Source organism: uncultured Veillonella sp. (assembly GCF_905209685.1).
Classification (GTDB): domain Bacteria; phylum Bacillota; class Negativicutes; order Veillonellales; family Veillonellaceae; genus Veillonella.
Genome location: NZ_CAJLUB010000021.1, coordinates 1 through 19400 on the forward strand (window position 1 = coordinate 1; position 19400 = coordinate 19400).

The 19400-nt window shown below is 35.4% G+C and carries 19 protein-coding genes; 2 read left to right on the forward strand and 17 right to left on the reverse strand.

Annotated elements, in window-relative coordinates:
* Positions 1-48: 48 nt before the first annotated feature.
* The 10 genes from rbfA to polA form a co-directional block, all read right to left on the reverse strand.
* The gene (gene rbfA, locus QZ055_RS03170; protein WP_005386857.1) at positions 49-405 is read right to left on the reverse strand and encodes a 30S ribosome-binding factor RbfA; all 357 of its coding nucleotides are present in this window, start codon (positions 403-405) and stop codon (positions 49-51) included.
* Positions 406-414: 9 nt separating this feature from the next.
* The gene (infB, locus tag QZ055_RS03175) at positions 415-2859 is read right to left on the reverse strand and encodes a translation initiation factor IF-2 (RefSeq protein WP_295824582.1); all 2445 of its coding nucleotides are present in this window, start codon (positions 2857-2859) and stop codon (positions 415-417) included.
* Positions 2860-2874: 15 nt separating this feature from the next.
* A complete protein-coding gene (locus QZ055_RS03180) occupies positions 2875-3180 on the reverse strand; it encodes a ribosomal L7Ae/L30e/S12e/Gadd45 family protein (RefSeq protein ID WP_105089096.1) in 306 nt (101 codons plus the stop codon).
* 12 nt (positions 3181-3192) lie between these two features.
* Positions 3193-3462, reverse strand: coding sequence for an RNase P modulator RnpM (locus tag QZ055_RS03185; protein WP_005386859.1), 270 nt, complete (start codon positions 3460-3462; stop codon positions 3193-3195).
* 2 nt (positions 3463-3464) lie between these two features.
* Positions 3465-4541 carry a transcription termination factor NusA gene (nusA, locus tag QZ055_RS03190; protein WP_105089094.1) on the reverse strand — a complete coding sequence of 359 codons (1077 nt, stop codon included), beginning with the start codon at positions 4539-4541 and terminating at the stop codon, positions 3465-3467.
* 17 nt (positions 4542-4558) lie between these two features.
* On the reverse strand, positions 4559-5017 hold the full coding sequence (rimP, locus tag QZ055_RS03195) for a ribosome maturation factor RimP (RefSeq protein ID WP_105089540.1): 459 nt from the start codon (positions 5015-5017) through the stop codon (positions 4559-4561).
* A gap of 264 nt (positions 5018-5281) precedes the next feature.
* Positions 5282-5977: a hypothetical protein gene (locus tag QZ055_RS03200; RefSeq protein WP_295824585.1), complete on the reverse strand. Its 696-nt coding sequence runs from the start codon at positions 5975-5977 to the stop codon at positions 5282-5284.
* Entirely contained in the window at positions 5961-6515 is a 555-nt protein-coding gene (locus tag QZ055_RS03205) for a lytic transglycosylase domain-containing protein (protein WP_295824587.1), read from the reverse strand. The genes QZ055_RS03200 and QZ055_RS03205 overlap by 17 nt, the downstream gene beginning before the upstream one ends.
* 156 nt (positions 6516-6671) lie before the next feature.
* Positions 6672-7286, reverse strand: coding sequence for a dephospho-CoA kinase (gene coaE / locus QZ055_RS03210; protein WP_295792435.1), 615 nt, complete (start codon positions 7284-7286; stop codon positions 6672-6674).
* A 34-nt stretch (positions 7287-7320) separates the two neighbouring features.
* Complete coding sequence (gene polA, locus QZ055_RS03215; protein WP_295824588.1) at positions 7321-9942, reverse strand: DNA polymerase I; 2622 nt, start codon at positions 9940-9942, stop codon at positions 7321-7323.
* Positions 9943-10214: 272 nt separating this feature from the next.
* Here polA and rpsT point away from each other — a divergent pair, with 272 nt between their 5' ends.
* Together rpsT and QZ055_RS03225 are read left to right on the forward strand one after the other, a co-directional pair.
* A complete protein-coding gene (gene rpsT / locus QZ055_RS03220; protein ID WP_004692998.1) occupies positions 10215-10475 on the forward strand; it encodes a 30S ribosomal protein S20 in 261 nt (86 codons plus the stop codon).
* A 144-nt stretch (positions 10476-10619) separates the two neighbouring features.
* Positions 10620-12824 carry an RNA ligase gene (locus tag QZ055_RS03225; RefSeq protein WP_295824589.1) on the forward strand — a complete coding sequence of 735 codons (2205 nt, stop codon included), beginning with the start codon at positions 10620-10622 and terminating at the stop codon, positions 12822-12824.
* Positions 12825-13063: 239 nt separating this feature from the next.
* On the opposite strand, the gene QZ055_RS03230 is transcribed toward QZ055_RS03225, so the two are convergent.
* The 7 genes from QZ055_RS03230 to QZ055_RS03260 form a co-directional block, all read right to left on the reverse strand.
* Positions 13064-14236 (reverse strand): phosphopentomutase, encoded by a 1173-nt coding sequence (locus QZ055_RS03230; RefSeq protein ID WP_295824590.1) that lies wholly within the window; start codon positions 14234-14236, stop codon positions 13064-13066.
* 21 nt (positions 14237-14257) lie between these two features.
* Positions 14258-14791: an NUDIX hydrolase gene (locus QZ055_RS03235; protein WP_295824591.1), complete on the reverse strand. Its 534-nt coding sequence runs from the start codon at positions 14789-14791 to the stop codon at positions 14258-14260.
* A 197-nt stretch (positions 14792-14988) separates the two neighbouring features.
* Positions 14989-16077 carry a ferredoxin gene (locus tag QZ055_RS03240; protein ID WP_295824592.1) on the reverse strand — a complete coding sequence of 363 codons (1089 nt, stop codon included), beginning with the start codon at positions 16075-16077 and terminating at the stop codon, positions 14989-14991.
* Complete coding sequence (locus tag QZ055_RS03245) at positions 16077-16886, reverse strand: hypothetical protein (protein WP_295824593.1); 810 nt, start codon at positions 16884-16886, stop codon at positions 16077-16079. Before QZ055_RS03245 ends, QZ055_RS03240 begins: the two co-directional genes overlap by 1 nt.
* Positions 16887-16898: 12 nt before the next feature.
* Positions 16899-18218 carry a hypothetical protein gene (locus QZ055_RS03250; protein ID WP_295824594.1) on the reverse strand — a complete coding sequence of 440 codons (1320 nt, stop codon included), beginning with the start codon at positions 18216-18218 and terminating at the stop codon, positions 16899-16901.
* 193 nt (positions 18219-18411) lie between these two features.
* The gene (dut, locus tag QZ055_RS03255) at positions 18412-18861 is read right to left on the reverse strand and encodes a dUTP diphosphatase (RefSeq protein ID WP_295824596.1); all 450 of its coding nucleotides are present in this window, start codon (positions 18859-18861) and stop codon (positions 18412-18414) included.
* 10 nt (positions 18862-18871) lie between these two features.
* A partial coding sequence (locus QZ055_RS03260; RefSeq protein ID WP_295824598.1) for a S1 RNA-binding domain-containing protein occupies positions 18872-19400 on the reverse strand: 529 nt, incomplete at its 5' end.

Genomic DNA, 19400 nt, shown 5'->3' on the forward strand with positions numbered 1-19400 from the left:
TATGTAATTGATTAATAGTAATCTTACTCATGTTCTGTATCCTTTGTGTTAATTTTTTTCTTCGTCCTTTTTGATTTCATTCAAAAGGGATTCAATATGCATGCTATAGTCTAAAGACGTATCCTTATCGAATGTGATAGAAGGAATATGGCGCAATTTAAGTACTTTGCCAAGTTCCGTACGAATATGACCCGCTGCATGCTTTAAAGCGATAAGTGTATCTTCTTTTTCCTTATCGGAACCAAACAAGGAGACATAAATCGTAGCTTCACGCAAATCACCTGTTACATGAACATCGGTAATAGTAGTGAAGCCGATGCGTGGATCTTTCAATCCGCGCATCAACATTTGACTTACCTCTTGTTTGATAAATTCTTGTAATTTTCTAACACGAACGTCACTCATATAAACCTCCTAAATTTGAGGTGCAATTTCTTCCATCAAGTACGCTTCGATTACGTCGCCTTCCTTGATGTCGCGGTAACCTTCTAAGGAAATACCACATTCGAAGGATGTTTTAACTTCTTTAACTTCGTCTTTGAATCGACGTAAAGAGTCAACCTTACCTTCAAATACGACAATACCATCACGAATCAAACGAACTTCAGAGTCGTTAGTAATACGACCTTCTGTTACATAAGAACCAGCAACGATAGCCTTAGGTGTAGAGATAACTTGACGCACCTCTGCACGACCAACGACAACCTCTTTGAATTGAGGAGCTAACATACCACGCATCGCAGACTCAACGTCATTGATAGCATCATAAATTACGCGATATGTACGAAGGTCAACTTTTTCATTTTCTGCAGCACGACGAACATTAGCATCTGGACGTACGTTGAAGCCCATTACGATTGCATTAGATGCAGAAGCCAACATGATATCGGATTCGTTAATAGCACCTACTGCAGCATGAACGATAACAATACGTACTTCAGGATTTTTAATGCCTTCTAAAGATTGACGTAATGCTTCTACAGAACCTTGAACGTCAGCTTTAATGATTATGTTAAGGTCTTTTAACTCACCTTGTTGAATTTGGTTGAAGATATCATCCAATGTAACCTTGTGAGTTGCTTGTAATTCTTGGACGCGTTGTTTTGCAATACGTTTTTCAGCAATTGCACGTGCTTCGTTGTCATCCATACCGTTGATGATTTCACCAGCTTGTGGAACTTCAGAGAAGCCCAAGATTTCTACTGGCATAGAAGGACGAGCTACTTTTACTTTTTCACCGCGTTCATTTGTCATGGCACGTACTTTACCATATGCTGTACCAGCAAGTACAGTATCACCTACACGGAGGGAACCTTTTTGTACTAGTACTGTACATACAGCACCACGGCCTTTATCAAGTTGAGCCTCGATAACTACGCCGTACGCTTTACGGTTAGGGTTCGCTTTCAATTCCATAACTTCTGCTACAAGCAAGATATTTTCGAGCAAATCGTCGATACCTTGTTTTTGTTTAGCAGATACTGGAACCATGATTACATCGCCGCCCCATTCTTCTGGTAAAAGTCCATGTTCAGCCAATTGTTGTTTAACATGGTCTGGGTTAGCACCTGGTTTATCCATTTTGTTGATAGCAACAATAATTGGTACATCAGCAGATTTAGCATGGTTTATGGCTTCAATAGTTTGAGGCATTACACCATCATCAGCAGCTACTACAAGAACAGCAATATCTGTAGATTTAGCACCACGAAGACGCATAGCTGTAAACGCTTCATGACCTGGAGTATCAAGGAATGTAATTTTATTGTCGTTATAACGAACTTGGTATGCACCGATATGTTGAGTGATACCACCTGCTTCGCCAGCTGTTACATTAGTTTGACGAATTACGTCCAACAAGGATGTTTTACCATGGTCAACGTGACCCATGATAGTAACAACTGGAGGACGAGGTTTCAATGTTTCTGGTGCATCTTCAATTTCAATAACATCTGTTGGATCTTCTTCAGGTTCTACTTCTGTTACAGTTACACCAAACTCTTCAGCTACGATTGTAGCTGTATCAACATCAACCTCTTGGTTAATGCTAGCCATAACACCTAAAAGCATCAATTTTTTGATGATTTCAGATACTTCACGGCCCATCTTTTCAGCTAGTTCCTTAACAGTTAAAGGACCAGATAATTCGATTTCTGTAGCAATCGCTGCTTCAGCCTTACGTTCAGCTTCAGCTTTTTGTTGTAAGTATTGTTCGTTACGATGTTTTACGCGATTCTTTTTCTTTTGCATAGATGTAGATAACAAGGATTGAGGGCGGTTATTGCCACCTTTTTTATTCTTCTTGTTACGACGATCATTGTTATTAGAATTGCGGTTATCATTGTTTCGATTGTCGTTATTGCGATTATCGTTATTACGAGCATCATTAGGGCGACCGTTATTACGATTATCATTATTTCTGTTATTGTTAGGGCGGTTATTAGTGCGGTCACCAGATTGTTGGTTACCTTCGGATTTACGTGTAGGCTCAGAGATTTGTACATGACGTACATTGCCCTTTTTATGGTCGTTTTGTTTAGATTGATCGTCTTGTTTTTGACCACCTTGTTTATGATTATCCTTTTTGTATTCGTTAGAACGATTTGGATTTTGTTGTTTATGTGGTGCAGCCTCTTGTTTATGTGCTGCTGTTGGAGCAGATTTTTGTTCTACCTTTTGTGTAGCTTTAGGTGCTTCAGCTTTCTTACTTAATTGTTTTTTAACAATATCATAGCCTGAATCATCTACAGAGTTTACTGCTTTTGTAACATTAATATTATGTTGTTGCAAGATAGAAATGACCTGCTTACTTTCTACGCCAAACTCTTTGGCGATTTCATGAACGCGCTTTTTGGACATCTACATACCCCCTTATTATCGATCAATCTCTTTTAGTAACGCCTTTGCAAATCCATCATCTAGTACTGCGACCACTACCCGAACCTCTTTACCAATAGCAGTTCCTAAAGTTTCTTTAGTACCAATGCTACGAAGTGGGATATGATGTGTTTCTGCTAATTGATTATATTTCTTTTCATTATTGGATGCACAATCGCCAGCGAGAAGGACTAGTTTAGGTTCCTTTCTCTTCATGGCTTTTTCTACGATAAAGTCACCAGAAATAACCTTGCCAGCTCGTTGTGCTAATCCTAAGAGATTTAAAATTTTATCTTCATTCATGTATATCAGTGATTACTCATTCTCTTGTAAATCACGTTGTAATGCTTCGTATATTTCTTTCGATACACTATGCTTTAATGACCGTTCTAATCGCTTAGCCTTATAGGCTTGCTCAAAGCATGACATGGACTCACATAAATACGCTCCACGCCCCGGTGCTTTTCCAGTACGGTCAATACTGATATTGCCATCTGGACTTAAGGCTACGCGAATTAATTCACGTTTCGCCTTAGGCTCACCACATCCTACGCATGTGCGCATAGGTTGGGATTTCGGTTTCATGACTATTCACCGTCCTCAGCATTTCCGAAACCTGCAAAAGGTTCTTCAGCTGCTTGAGTTTCACTCTTAATATCGATTTTCCAGTTAGTTAATTTGGCTGCCAATCGAGCATTTTGACCAGCTTTACCAATTGCCAAGGATAATTGGTAATCAGGAACTACAACGTAAGAGGATTTTTCTTCTTCACTTACATCAACAGATACAACCTTTGCTGGACTCAAGGAGTTAGCGATATAAATTGCTGGATCTTCATCCCATTTAACGATATCAATTTTTTCATCGTGTAATTCATCAACGATATGTTGTACACGTTGACCTTTAGGACCTACGCAAGCACCTACTGGATCAACGTTTTCATCGCGACTGTATACAGCAATTTTGGAACGCATACCAGGCTCACGAGCTACGGATTTAAGCTCTACTACACCTTCATAAATTTCTGGCACCTCTAATTCAAAGAGGCGTTTCAATAAACCAGGATGTGTACGGGAAATCATGATTTGAGGGCCCTTCGTAGTTTTCTTAACCTCTACGATATAGCATTTAATACGATCCCCTTCGCGATATGTTTCGCTAGCAATTTGTTCTGTAGGAGGTAAAATAGCTTCTGTTTTACCTAAGTCGATAAACACATTTTTACCTTCTACACGTGTAATAACGCCAGTGATGATATCGCCTTCACGACTATAGTATTCTTCATATACTACGCTGCGTTCAGCCTCTTTCAAACGTTGAATAAGCATTTGTTTTGCAGTATGGGCAGCACTACGGCCAAAGTTAGCTGGAGTAACATCAACTTCTACTACGTCACCAATTTCAAAACGTTTGTCAATTTTGCGAGCTTCTAACAAGCTAATTTCTGTTTCTGGCAATTCTACAGTTTCTACCACTTGTTTTTTAGCCATTACTTTATAAACGCCTGTTTCGCGGTCAATCACAACGTAAGCATCTGGATTAGATGTTGGTTCTTTGCGATATGCTTGCAACAATGCAGCCTCTAAGGATTCAAAAATAACCTCAGGAGCAAAACCTTTTTGCTTTGTAAGCACCATTACCGCTTGAATTAATTCTTGACTCACTCGTATGCCTCCATATATTAAAAATCAAGATGTAATCGAATTTGTGCAATGGCAGACCGTTCGAATGTCATACTTTCACCATTGATAGTAAAATCGATAGTTGTGTCTGTAAAACCTTCTAATGCACCAGTAAATTGTTTACTGCCATTAATCGGTTTAAATAGCTGAATATCAACATCACGACCATTATAGCGAATCAAGTCCTTATCCTTCTTAAGAACTCGATCTAGGCCTGGAGAAGATACTTCCAATAAATAGTTTTCCGTAATTGGATCCTTTTCGTCGAGGACAGCACTTAGTTTTTCGCTAACCATCTGACAATCATCCAAATCTACACCACCTGGTTTATCAAGGTAGACACGCAAATACCAATCGCGTTCACGAACGTAATCTACATCGACTAGTTCCATTTCGGTGCCGGCTATAATACCTTCAACTACAGAGGATACAAATTCCTCTACTGCTTCTCTCTTCATAGCCATCGCCTCCTTCATTACTACATCTTGTATATATCTCTTTTTTTCAAATACCTTAATTAGGCTAATCATAAATGAAAGAGTGGACATAAGCCCACTCTTTTAAAAGATTTATATAAAAGTCATATATAGTATATCACATTTGCTGTGTATATACAAATTCTACGCTTTCTTATGGGCTTTAACCAAACATTCCCACTTAGATTATTTCATATGAATATAAAATAACTCAAAAAATAGCATAGTCATATATAATGATTATCCTTAGTCTTTGCGTTCATTTAGGCCTTTTAATATAGGACCCAAATGTTCACGTAGAACTGCAGTTAAATCATCTAAATTTTTAGCATCTAGGTGATGGTCTATTTCAGGATAATTTTTATAACGAAGTTCTGCAAAGTATTCATCTCGCAATTCGTTATAATATAGCAATAATCCTGTACATTCGTCCATCTTACGATACTCACCGATAATAAAAGAACCATTAATCATCCGGATTGCATGAGCTGGATCAATATCACATACAAAGCCTTCCAGTTCTTTAGGCATAACCTCGGAAAAATCCCATTCAGGTATTCCTCGGCGACGATACGTAAAGGTAAAGTTATTCGCTGGCTCGATTAACATATTAGTTAAACCTTTGACACATCGATCTTGTAACCCCTTCCAGAACGACTCTAAATCAGCCCGTACAAACGAAATATCCACAAAGGAAAAGAGTGGCATTTCAATATGAACCGTATAGTCCTCTACCTCTTTATCATATAAGGCAGACCATCGCCACCCTAGATCATTTTGATAATGGAAAATAGGTACCTTTAATACCTCTTCACCTGCTGTAAGGCGTTCAAGTAGCGCAGTGTAATCAGATTCATTGGATGCTACTAAGGTAAATCCCCCAATCTGCTGAGGCAACCATGAATAATCTAATGCTTTACAAGCTTCAATAATCGTTTCCATATAATGCCTCATATTTCTGTTGATACTGTAAAACAGCTTTTACATAGCTACGTGTTTCTGGAAATGGTATAGTATCAACCATGCCATTCCATTTATTCTCATTAAGCCAGGATTCAACATGGCCACGTCCCGCATTATACGCAGCTAACGCCTGCACCTCATCACCATTAAATTCCTTTAACAAATGACCTAGGTACCATGTACCTAACTCAATATTAGTTTCCGGCTCTTTTAACTGGCGATCTGTATAGTTTCCATGTCCAACTTGTTGAGCTACCCATCGCGCTGTATCTGGCATAAGTTGCATCAATCCAAGAGCGCCGGTTTCAGATTCCGCAGTATTCTTATATTTACTTTCAGCTAAGATAACACTAGCCACTAAGGAAGGTGGTACTTGTTCCTTATCAGCTGCAGCCATCACTACATCTCTATAGTTAAAGGGGTACGCCACTTGACGCGCTATAGGATCATCTAAATGAGTAAAATAAAACCACCCAAGTACGACGCACGATAGCGCCGTTGCCGTTGCACGTTTCATATATCCCCCTTTCCTTACACAATCTTTATCCGATTTTGATATCGGTACAATATAGTAATACACCAAATGGTAGGTTACTATTATATAAAATTTTATGGGCTTATTATACCATTTAATACTAATTTTTATATACCAATTTTAGTACATAATAGGTAATTATTTTGATTCTTGTAAAACTGTCTCTATACGCTCATTCCAAATAGTATTCAACTGTACTGTTAAATCATGAGGCGTACCATTATTATCAACGATTATATCTGCATAGGCACGTTTATCATCAAGCCGCATTTGACTATTAATACGAGCAAGGGCATCCTCTCTCGTATATCCATTACGACTCATTAAACGTTCGATTTGAGTCGTTTCATTCACATATACGAGCCACACCTCATCCATCATGGTATACCATTCCCCTTCGATGAGTAATGGAATATCATAGATTAAAATTGGCGTATTTCCTTGTTCATATTGAGATGTCAACTCCATAATACGATTGCGTATATGTGTTTTTAGACAGCTATTTAATAATTGTCGTTTTTCTTCATTGTGAAAGACTATAGCACCAAGCGCTTCACGATTGAGTGTGCCGTCAGCATGTAAAACATTAGAACCAAAGGTCTCTACAATAGCTTGTAAGCCCTCAGTCCCCGGCTCCACTACTTCACGAGCTACAATATCAGCATCGATATAGGGTATTCCTTTGTCCTTAAAATAGGTAAGGACTGTACTCTTGCCTGATGCAATACCACCAGTTAAGCCTATTTTAAACATATATACCTTCTAACACGTAATACTATCAATTAAACTATTTTACCAATGCCCAGTTCTCAGCATGATGCACATCTACAATAAGAGGAACCTGTAATTCTACTACAGATTGCATTGTAGAACGCAATAATTCTTCAACTGCGTCTAATTCTTCATTCACTACTTCTAATACAAGTTCGTCATGTACTTGTAATAAAAGTCGAGATTTAAAGTTTCCTTCCTCTAGCTTTTGCTCAACTTGGTTCATTGCTAACTTGATAATATCTGCAGCAGTACCTTGAATTGGTGTATTCATCGCCGTACGTTCAGCAAAGGAACGACGGTTAAAGTTGCGGCTATTAATATCAGGAAGTTCGCGTTGACGGCCGAACATAGTGCGAACCTTACCAGTTTCATGGGCCTCCTGAACCATACGATCCATGTACTCTTTAACCTTAGGATAACGGCTAAAGTATAAGTCAATATAGTTTTTAGCTTCTCCCCGTGTGATACCAAGGTCGCGAGATAAGCCAAAGTCAGAAATACCATAAATAATACCAAAGTTAATAGCCTTTGCATGAGAACGCTCTTCGCTTGTTACCTCATCTTGAGATTTACCTAGTACCTCTGCTGCAGTAAAGCGATGAATATCCTTACCATCAACGAAAGCTTTAATCAACGCTTCATCGCCAGAAAGATGTGCTAAAATACGTAACTCAATTTGAGAATAATCGGCACTCACTAATGTGTCATACCCTGCACCTGGATAGAATAAGGCACGAATTTCACGGCCTTTTTCGGTACGAACAGGAATGTTTTGTAAGTTAGGATCAGAGGAACTAAGACGCCCTGTAGCCGTAACCATTTGATTAAAGGTAGTATGAATACGCTTAGTCTTATCATTAATAAGGACTGCTAATCCTTCACAATAGGTAGATACTAATTTTGCTACAGAACGGTATGCCAAGATTTTTTCCACGATTGGACTCTCATTACGTAGCATATCAAGTACTTCAGCATCTGTAGAATATCCAGTCTTAGTTTTCTTAATAACTGGCAAGTTCATCTTTTCGAACAAGATGACCCCCAACTGTTTTGGAGAGTTTATGTTGAAAGTTTCACCAGCAAGATCATAAATCTCTTGTTGTACTTGGGCTAATTCATCTTTAAAGCGAGATGTCGTTTCAGCCAGCTTATTTGTATCAATATATATACCATTTTTCTCCATTACTACTAATGTATGAATCAATGGCAACTCAATAGTTTCATATAAAGACCATAACTCTTCACGTCGAGCAGATTCACAAGCTACATCATTCATAGCAAGTAAAGCTTTCACCATAGATACGCACTCTACATCTACGCTACCGCTAGCAATGCTAGGCACAGAGAAACGTTCCGTTAAATATAGATAACCATAGTTAGTACGTGTTGGATCTAACAAGTATGCTAGAAGAGACATATCATGGATACGTGCAGTGTTATCATCATTAAACAAAGAGATTTCAGCTGGTGACTCTTTACCTAATGCTTCTATTAGTTCTTTTGTTTGAGTAGTAACAATGGCCTTAGCCCCTTGTAATACTGCTAGAACAGCCTTTGTATCATTTGTTTTAACGATAGTATCACCATTAGAAAGATAGGTAGTCTCGATTGTTCTAAATGGAGTTTTTCCATCGAGCACAACATGAACTGCTACTGTTTTATCTGTATAGAAGTCAGGAGTTAGAGCCTTAGCATCAGCTAAATCGTCTAGAGAAATTTCCTCTTGTGGTGCAAAAAGAGAGCCTGGGTCACCAAAAGCTGCTTCCTCTCCGCCCATTACTTGTACAATTCTAGGTGTTAATTTAGTAAAACCAAGAGTTTCAAATAAAGGCTGTACCTCAGAAGTATGGAAATTTTGCACAAAGTCTTCTACCTTGTAAGATAAGTCCATATCCGTTTTGATGGTAGCTAACTCACGAGATAAGAACGCTAAGTCTTTATTTTCAATGAGTCGCTCTTTTAATTTCTTACCAGAAATATCTTCAATATGGTCATATACAGACTCAAGATTACCGTATTCTGTAATCAATTTAAGAGCCGTTTTTTCACCTACACCTGGTACACCTGGAATGTTATCGGAAGAATCCCCCATAAGAGCTTTCATTTCGATAACCTTATCTGGGCCATAACCATAGAGTTCCTCCATGTTATCAAGAGTAACCTCTAACATGTCAGAAATGCCTTTTTTAGTTAAGAAAACATGACTATGTTCTGTTACGAGTTGAAGGTTATCACGGTCACCAGTAATAATTTGAACAGCCATATCAGAAGTGCCAAATTTCTTACTCAAAGATCCGAGGATATCATCCCCTTCAAAACCTTCTTCTTCGATAACACAAATGCCCAACGCTTTTAATACATCTTGAATAAGGCTAAATTGAGGTCGTAAATCCTCTGGTGCATCTGGACGATTACCTTTATATTCGCTATACATTTCTGTACGGAATGTCTGACGACCTTTATCAAAGGCTACAGCAATATAATCAGGATTGATTTCTTCGTACAATTTAATGAGCATTGTTAAGAAACCGTACACCGCATTCGTTGGAGTACCTAAAGCAGACTTCAACGGTGGTAATGCAAAGAATGCACGGAATAACAAACTACTGCCATCTATAATCATTAATTTTTTCATAAGACACCTCACTTAATTCTATCCTTTATTATAACATAAGGGAGCCAACTAACTTTTAAAATCAACATAATTAAGTAATTACAATATTGGCTAATATATTAATAATCTTGATTTCATAAAATAGGCTTATATGGTATAGTTAATAAGCAGTAGAAATGTTTTATACTTCATATTAATAAGGAAAATATTGGGCTGAAAAGTCCTTGCGTATCAATATGCGGTATGATATAATCATTCAGGTATAAGAAACGATTTTTAAGGAGGTGACTCAATTGCCAAACATTAAATCCAGTATTAGAAGCGTAAAAACGGATGCTGAACGTCGTGCGAAAAACGCCGCTGTAAAATCTCAAATCCGTACAGCAGCTCGTAAAACCGTTGAAGCTGTTCAAGCAGGCGCAGTAGAAGAAGCAAAACAAGCACTTGTTCATGCTACTAGCGTAATTGATAAAGCAGCCTCCAAAGGTGTACTTCATAAAAACACTGCAGCTCGCAAAAAATCCAACCTTGCAGCTAAAGTAAACGCTTTATAATTTCTAAAGCAAGTAAGACAGTCTCTCGGATATCCGTTGAGACTGTTTTTTTTATGCTTTTTTCAATTTTTCAATAATATTCTTTTCGTTTTTTATACAGTTATATTTTATTACGCCCTATGGGCAGATTAGAGGACTATTACTATGAGAACACTATTATTAATGCGTGGTGCTCCTGCTAGTGGTAAGTCTCAGTGGATTCGTGACAACAATCTTGAGGCTTACACCTTAGAAGCCGATCATTTCCGTATGCTATTACGCAGCCCTTCTCTTGGTGAGGACGGTTGGTATATTTCACAAGAGGATAATGGTCCGGCCTGGGAGCTCCTCCTAGATTGCTTAGAAAAACGAATGAGCAATGGCGACTTTGTCGTTTTAGATGCTACCCACACTACATCTAAAGCTGTTAATGCATATAAAGAATTGCTTAACAAATATAAATATACTGTATATTACTACGAACCAGATACATCACTAGAAGAATGCTTGGCTCGTAATGCAGAACGTACAGATTACAAACGAGTACCGGAGCAAGTCATTCACCGTATGCACAAGGTGATTAAGACAACACCATTACCAAAGTTTTGTAAGAAAATAAATTCTATCGATGAAATCAACAATTACTTTACCGTAGATTTGACAAATCAATATGAACGAGTGCGTATCATTGGTGATATTCACGGTTGTTACACGGCATTACAACAAGCTATCTCACCTTGGGATGAAAAAACACTTTACATCTTTTGTGGTGACTATTTGGAACGCGGTATTGAAAATAAAGAAATGATGTACAAAATGATGCGTCTTAGTACATTGCCTAATACTATTATGTTAGAAGGTAATCACGAACGACATATCGCAAACTTTGCTTTCAATACAAATTTAGATCGTTCCAAACGATTTATGAAAGAAGTAGTAGCACCTATCATAAAAGATATGACTAAAAAAGAAGTTGAATCTCTTCAACGAGAATTACGCCTCTTTTATAAATCACTTCGTCAATGTTATCCATTTAGTTTCCATGGCAAGAAATATTTAGTATCCCATGGTGGTCTTTCCTATGTACCTAATATGACCTTTATAGCTACCTCTACCTTTATTAATGGTTTTGGAGCTTACGAAACAGATATTGCTAAAATATATGATGCTAATTACGAAAAAGGTATGTGTCAAAACTTTATTCAAATTCATGGTCATCGCGGTGTTCCCGATGGTACATATTCCTTCTGTTTAGAAGGAGAAGTAGAATTTGGTGGAGAGCTTAAATACATTGATATTACTGCAGATGCATTTACTAAAAGTGGTATTAAAAATGATGTGTACGATAAAGATTACATGCGCCATGAATACCAAAACATGACACAACATCTTATCTACACACAAAATGAAGATATTAATATTTTAGGGAATTCTAAATTAGTAAAAGTAAAAAAATGCTCCCCTAACCTATACTCCTTGAATTTCACCTCTCGTGTATTCCATAAACGACTATGGAACGAAAGTACCGTACAAGCGCGAGGATTATTTGTAGATCGCTTAACAGGAGATGTGAAATTACGTAGTTATAATAAATTCTTTAATCTCAATGAGAGGCCAGAAACAGAGTTAAATAATTTAGCTAACACACTCTTCTTCCCTGTTGAAATTCGAACTAAAGAAAATGGATACCTTGCTATCCTTAGTGTTATCAAGGATGAACTAGTTTTTGCATCTAAATCTACTACAGAAGGTATGCATGTAGATTTGTTTAAAGATTTATTCCAAAAATTACCTGAAGTCTTACAAGAAGAAATTAAAGAACTATTAAAGCGTAATAACTGCTCTATGATGTTCGAAGTCATTAGCCAAGAGGATACTCATATTATTAAATACGACCAAGATCATCTTTATGTACTTGATATGATTCAAAATACATTAGATGTAAATGGTAAGCATATTGATGTATCTTTTTCTAGGGAACGACTAGCAGAACTAGACTCCATCCTTAAGAAATATGACATACCATTGATATCTATTGTGAAAACAATTCAACTAGTTAATACTATGGGCGAACTAGAAACCATCATGAATGAGGAACTTAATTCATTTCATGAGTCTGAAGGCTTTGTATTAGTCGATAGCAATGGCTTTATGACAAAATTTAAAGGTCCTTATTACAATACGTGGAAGCACCGACGAAATCGGATTCTAGAACCATATCAACAAAATGGTAAGATACCTTATGAAAACTGTAAAAATGAAGATGATAAAAAATTTGCAGATTTCTTAAGTACACTAGAATATGATGTAGTTTGTAAATCTACTTTACTAAATATTAAAGAAATGATGGAAAGTAAAGGATTGCTATAATTAAATAAGAAATATACTTCTATAAAGAAAAAAAAGACCAACTTATGATGTACATAAGTTGGTCTTTTTATGATTTAACTATCTATTTTAAAGATACTACCAGTTAAAACTATTTATTTTTAACTGGTAGTATCTCATATATAGCATATTATATTTATTATTTCGAAATTATGTTATTGTCGTACATAAGTAGCAATATAGTATTCTAAACCTAAATATACTAAAAACATATGAGAAAATTATTTACTAAGTTTCTCTAAAAACGATGTTCCAATGCCCCATTGTTTTAAACCAAAGTTTTCTAAAACTGTTTCCCCAATGTCTGCAAAACTTTTTCTATCGCCGAGGTCTATAGGCCCATTCATTCGTGGACTATATCCAAGAATAGGTACTAATTCACGGGTATGATCTGTTCCCTTCCAGGTTGGATCATTACCATGGTCCGCAGTAATAAGCAATAAATCGTCATCATTGAGCATTGGTATTAAACCACCAAGTTGGTAATCAAAATCTTCAATAGCACGTTTATAGCCTTCTACATTTCTGCGATGACCGTAAAGGCTATCAAACTCAACAAGATTAACCATCATAAGACCGTAATCAAATGTAGCCCCTAATAGATACGGAACCATATTCATGCCATGGGCATTAGATTTTGTAGGATAACTTTCATCCCAACCAACATGCGCATAAATATCTCCAATTTTACCGACTGCTACAGTTGGAACATCCGCATCTTGTAACTCTTGTTGTACCATTTTTTTCTCTGGCATGCGACTATAGTCATGACGGTTAGATGTGCGTACAAAACTACCAAGTTCACCTACAAATGGGCGTGCGATAATACGGCCTACATAGTAATCTCCAACGCAAACCTTATCACGGGTAATTTGGCATATACGATATAGTTCATCTAAAGGAATCACATCCTCATGGGCTGCAATTTGAAATACCGAATCGGCTGACGTATATACGATAGGCTTACCTGTTTTAATATGTTCAGCCCCTAAACGTTCAATAATTTCTGTACCAGATGCAACTTCATTACCTAAATAACCATAGCCCGTTTCCTTTGTGAAAGTATCCATTAATTCTTTTGGAAAACCTTCGTAAAAGGTTGGGAATGGAACCGTAACAGGATGCCCCATCATCTCCCAATGACCACTTGTTGTATCTTTACCAGTGCTGAGCTCTGCCATGCGACCAAAAGCACCGTTAATGCTTTCACCGGTATCTGCAATATCGGCAATATGTCCTAGTCCTAAAGATTTCAAATTTGGGCAATAAATTTTACCAGCTGTTGATTCAATATGACCTAATGTATTAGAACCTTCATCACCAAATTTTGCAGCATCCACGGCATGACCAATACCAACAGAGTCCATAACTAATAGGATAATTCGTTTAAACATATATCCTCCTATTATGTAATATTATTTGAGGTACGGCATTGCTAGCATAAGGGCTGCCAAAGATTTGCTATCCTTAATTTGCTCCGCCTTGATAGCCTCTAATAATTCAGGTAAAGTAAAATACTCAAGTTCCACATATTCGTCTGGATCCCAATTAGTTTCGCCCATCGTAAGGTCTTTTGCTAAATACAAATGTAGTACTTCATTACAGAAACCAGGGCTTGTTGCAATAGTACCTAATGAAATCCATTGGTTGGCACGATACCCTGTTTCCTCTGCTAACTCACGTTTAGCACAGTTTAGAGGCTCTTCATTAGGATCTAGTTTACCTGCTGGAATTTCAAGCAAAGGCTGTTGCAAAGCATAACGGAACTGACGTTCCATTACAATCTTATTATCTTCAGTAACAACCACAATAGCTGTAGCACCAGGATGATGAACAACCTCACGCCACGCTTCATTACCATTTACATCAGCTATATCATAAGTAACTTTGATTAGTTTACCATCAAACTTCATTTCGCTAGATTTTTGTATTTCTTTGCTAATTGCCATAATAGCCTCCTTATCATATATAAATATTATGATACCACAGAGAGAAGTAAATATATATAATTTATCAAGTATAATCTAGCATTAATCAAGTCAATTATAAAAAAAATAGTCTGTTTCACACAGACTATTTTCTAATTAATTTAGGTAATATATGGAAATTAAAATGAAAAAGCTAGCAGTTTTATACTATTTACTTATTACAATTTTCCAGTAATTGATTCAAATATTTCTGAAGGCCATGTTTTTCTTTGACACGCTTCTTTTATATCATCAAAACTATTAGACTTATAATTTATTAGTCTCTCTAAGTCAATAATTTTATTATTTATCATTTTTATAATAGTAGAATTTAAAGCCCTAATGAAAAGATTTACACAATGTGCAGCAGAATCATCTAAATCAACATAACTCATACTTTGTTGTATATCACGATGAAATTCTGAGATAACCTCTGATAAACCTTTATGACAATAAACAGTTTTATATTTATCTCCAAATAAACCACTACCAACATATTGTTCAAAATCATCATAGTCTATATAGGACTTATATGAGCTTAAACTACTATACGATCCAGATTTAAATTCTGCCCAGACCCCTGAACAAGTACTTCTATTTTCAAATTCACTTAAACTTTTATAATCGCTTTTTATCATATCATCATCAAAATCAATTGATAACTTACCAAAATTAGGTGGTATAAGATTTTGTTTATAGTAGGAGTTAATATCTCCTGAATACTGATCAAAAATATTCTCAATTTTTTTTAATAGATTATCAATCATACTATTTTTTGATAAGTCATAAAAAGGGTAAATTTTATCCATTTTATATTGAACAAATAATTCAACTAATATCTTTCTATATTGACTATAAACATATCTATCAAACTCTTCTAATCCAGCATTTTGTGCTTTGCTATGACTGCTATATACATAATCAGAACCATAATAATTTGGTGTAATAGGGTGTTCTAATTTATATTTATCACGTTCATATTTAAACTCTGAAAAACTCCTATATTTTACTAAGCACTCTAACAAGTCTTTTCTCAAATCTTTAAAAACTTTATCAATATTAGTTCTCTTACTATTTTCTAGTAAAAGAATAGCATTTACAGGACATAATAATATTAATTCCTCAATTAAAGCTATATGATCATCTGTTATTAATTTACTTTTATATGTACATGCCTTACCATCATCTCCATCATAAAAATATTCTGTACATGACAAACAGGCTCCACAAGCTACACACTTATCTTTGTCAACACTAACACTTCTCATTATATTCCCTCGTTAAGTCTCATATAAAAATTCTTTGCAAAGCAATAACATTCCTTAAGCTGATTATTTATAATACCTTCATCATCTAATACGGGACTATCAATAATATCTTTTATTGCTTTTGCAATATTTATTGTATTTTTTAGAATTTCTCTATCCTCTTCAGAGTAGTTATATTTATTAAATCCTCGTTCATTAATCAAATCATTTGAATTCTTTATAGCCCTTAGTAAAATAACGTTCAATGCACCTAAAAGATCAGATACTTTATTAGCCTCTTGTATAATATGTTCAGTCATGGTGCAAATATTTTCTGCGTTATTAGCATAGGATTCAGCTATCCGTAAATGTTTACCAGCTATCGTCATATTCCTTTTAGAATCATCTACCATCAGCCCTGGCAAACCACCTTTTAAAAGACTTACTAAAGCTTCTTTACCTGTAAATGGCTTTATAACGATATTATGATCGATCATAAGATTCCCATATTTTTCTTTAGGAAATGTTATTTCCATTTTAGAGTTTTCGATTGAATTATCATCTAATTCTATCTTTATAATTTTATTAAATACATCAATAAAAGGTTTTAATGAATATTGTGTAATAGATACTTTTCTAGTTAATAATTTAGCTAATGCTTTATCATGATTTTCTAAAGCATTTTCGATTTTAACTTTACTCATATGCTGCAAACTATATGCCTTTCTTAGACGGTTTACAGCTTTTTCATCCAACTCTATACTTTTATCAATATTTTTACAAGCAACTCCTAATGCAACGGCAACTGCAGGTGCTAAAATAAACAACATAATAGTATCTCCCTAAATTTTTAAAACTTTATTATTATCAAAGAAAAATTCATCAAATATATCCAAGTTTTCAAATAAAATCTCTTTATCAAAATACGTTAAAATCTGATTTAAGCTATTTGTTACACCATTAATATCATTAGATTTTATACTTTGACATAAATTATAATATCCTTTTAATACAAATGAGTTATATGAATGATTTTTCTTTTGAATATACTCATTAATAATGGTTCGATCAGATTGAATTTTATTATTAAAATCTTCAAGAAGCTTATCATATCGTTTCATTTGTTGCTTTGAAAGCTTTAGCTCTGTTTGCCATTCGTTTATCCATGAACTTACCTTGACTTGAATTTTAGATACAATTGAAGTAGTTATAAGTGCTGCCAAAGGCCCACCTACAGCATATGCAATAGAATATATTGGAGCTTTAATTAGATTAAATATTAAACTATTAATACATTGGTAACCATCAATATCAGCATTTATATATTTAATAATACTAATTGCAGAATTAATGGTTGTTGTAAATGTTTGTAATCTAAAATAATCAGATGCATTATTAATACCTTTGTTCTCTAAAGCTTTACCGATTTCAACTAGCATTTCATCTATTACAGCAGATCCAATCATGATACCTGTTTCTTTAACAATTTCTTTAGCAGCTTCAGTTTTAGATAACTCACCATTATAACTACGATAAAGTATTTCTACCGAACTTATAGCTGTACTATAAAGCATTAGTTCAGTTACTTCAGATTGTTGATTATCATCTGACTTAACACTATTATTTTTTCTTATTAAAGATTTGCTTTTAGATTTATTATTAATAAACTTATTTATTTGAGATTTTTCAATTAAAATATTCTGTGATTCACTTACCTTTTTGCTTATTATCTTTTGTATTGCTGCAGAATTAATATCAATTTCAGCATAAGTTTGATGTAATAACATACTTGTTGCTGTAGTAATATCCATTTCTGGATGATCAATATTGTCAACTATATATTGAAAATTTGATTTAGCACCCTTTGCTTTATTAAGCCGCTCACTAGTAGCTACTAAATTACTATCTCTTACAATAATCTCCTTTAAATCAGATTTATCAAGATAATTACCATATCTAGATAAAATCGAATCAATAGGCACTACATGATCTATATTTATTTTAGTTTTTGAAGAGTACCTATTATTGATATATACGCGTTTTCTAGTATAACCATCAGCAGTGCTTAATTTCCCCTCTAAAACTCTAGCTCTATAACTAAATTTATTTGTATTTCTTTTTCCAATATCATCAACTTCATAACGTAAAAATCGTTTTCCCATATAAAATGTACACCCAAACACACTTTCTAATTCATAATTTATTCATGAATACTACATGAATAAATTATATGATTTAAATGTTTTAATGTCAATGTATGCTTTAAGTTAATGTACTAATTATTTCTCATACATAAAAAAGCCGCCCAACGTAAGTTGAGCGGCTTTCACCATTCTATTCAGAATTGTATGTAGTTTACATAGCACCAGTGCTACCGATACCACCTGTACGAATGCCTGTAGCATCGTCATCGTTAGTGATAAGGTATTTAGAGAAAATACCTTGGGCAACACGTTCGCCTTTTTCAAGAGTAACGGTTTCGTTGCCAAAGTTTAGGAGGGCAATCATGATATGACCTTCGTTGTCCTCATTATTATAGTAATCACTGTCGATGATGCCAGTGCTATTTACAAGTGCTAAATGGCGTTTAATAGCCATGCTAGAACGAATGTGGATAGCAAGGTATTCATCATATGCCATGAAAGCTTTGATACCTGTTGGCACTAATACGACTTGGCCTGGTTCTAATGTAACAGCTTCAGCGCATTCAATATCATAACCTGCGCTTTCTGTTGTTTTACGGGTTGGTAAATTGATATCTTGTTCTTCAAAAGCAGAAACTACTTCAAAGCCACGAATATCCATGTAACACCTCTTATTTTAAACAATCCTTACGGGATAAGTTGATACGGCCTTGTTTATCAATTTCGATAACTTTTACCATAATCTCATCGCCTACATTTACTACATCTTCTACATTTTCAACGCGTTCTTTTGCAAGTTTGGAAATGTGTACAAGACCTTCTTTACCTGGTAGTACTTCTACGAAAGCACCAAATGCCATCAAACGAGTTACTTTACCAAGGTATACTTCCCCTACTTCAACCTCTTTAGTAAGGTTTTCAATAATTTGTTGAGCTTTAGCAGCACCTTCTTGGTCTACAGAAGCAATGAACACTGTACCATCATCTTCGATATCAATTTTTGCACCTGTCTCATCGATGATACCACGAATTACTTTACCGCCAGAACCGATTACATCGCGAATCTTATCTGGATCAATTTTCATTGTAATAATACGTGGAGCGTATTGGGACATTTGTTTACGAGGTTCAGCAATGGTATCTAACATAATGCCCATGATGTGCATGCGACCTTTATGAGCTTGTTCCAATGCTTCGTGA

What these genes read in the sequence shown, in the direction of transcription:
- rbfA (WP_005386857.1), bottom strand. Translation starts at nt 405, where the DNA reads ATGAGTGACGTTCGTGTTAGAAAATTACAAGAATTTATCAAACAAGAG.
- infB (WP_295824582.1), bottom strand. Translation starts at nt 2,859, where the DNA reads ATGTCCAAAAAGCGCGTTCATGAAATCGCCAAAGAGTTTGGCGTAGAA.
- QZ055_RS03180 (WP_105089096.1), bottom strand. Translation starts at nt 3,180, where the DNA reads ATGAATGAAGATAAAATTTTAAATCTCTTAGGATTAGCACAACGAGCT.
- QZ055_RS03185 (WP_005386859.1), bottom strand. Translation starts at nt 3,462, where the DNA reads ATGAAACCGAAATCCCAACCTATGCGCACATGCGTAGGATGTGGTGAG.
- rimP (WP_105089540.1), bottom strand. Translation starts at nt 5,017, where the DNA reads ATGAAGAGAGAAGCAGTAGAGGAATTTGTATCCTCTGTAGTTGAAGGT.
- QZ055_RS03200 (WP_295824585.1), bottom strand. Translation starts at nt 5,977, where the DNA reads ATGGAAACGATTATTGAAGCTTGTAAAGCATTAGATTATTCATGGTTG.
- QZ055_RS03205 (WP_295824587.1), bottom strand. Translation starts at nt 6,515, where the DNA reads ATGAAACGTGCAACGGCAACGGCGCTATCGTGCGTCGTACTTGGGTGG.
- coaE (WP_295792435.1), bottom strand. Translation starts at nt 7,286, where the DNA reads ATGTTTAAAATAGGCTTAACTGGTGGTATTGCATCAGGCAAGAGTACA.
- polA (WP_295824588.1), bottom strand. Translation starts at nt 9,942, where the DNA reads ATGAAAAAATTAATGATTATAGATGGCAGTAGTTTGTTATTCCGTGCA.
- QZ055_RS03225 (WP_295824589.1), top strand. Translation starts at nt 10,620, where the DNA reads ATGAGAACACTATTATTAATGCGTGGTGCTCCTGCTAGTGGTAAGTCT.
- QZ055_RS03230 (WP_295824590.1), bottom strand. Translation starts at nt 14,236, where the DNA reads ATGTTTAAACGAATTATCCTATTAGTTATGGACTCTGTTGGTATTGGT.
- QZ055_RS03235 (WP_295824591.1), bottom strand. Translation starts at nt 14,791, where the DNA reads ATGGCAATTAGCAAAGAAATACAAAAATCTAGCGAAATGAAGTTTGAT.
- QZ055_RS03240 (WP_295824592.1), bottom strand. Translation starts at nt 16,077, where the DNA reads ATGAGAAGTGTTAGTGTTGACAAAGATAAGTGTGTAGCTTGTGGAGCC.
- QZ055_RS03245 (WP_295824593.1), bottom strand. Translation starts at nt 16,886, where the DNA reads ATGTTGTTTATTTTAGCACCTGCAGTTGCCGTTGCATTAGGAGTTGCT.
- QZ055_RS03250 (WP_295824594.1), bottom strand. Translation starts at nt 18,218, where the DNA reads ATGGGAAAACGATTTTTACGTTATGAAGTTGATGATATTGGAAAAAGA.
- dut (WP_295824596.1), bottom strand. Translation starts at nt 18,861, where the DNA reads ATGGATATTCGTGGCTTTGAAGTAGTTTCTGCTTTTGAAGAACAAGAT.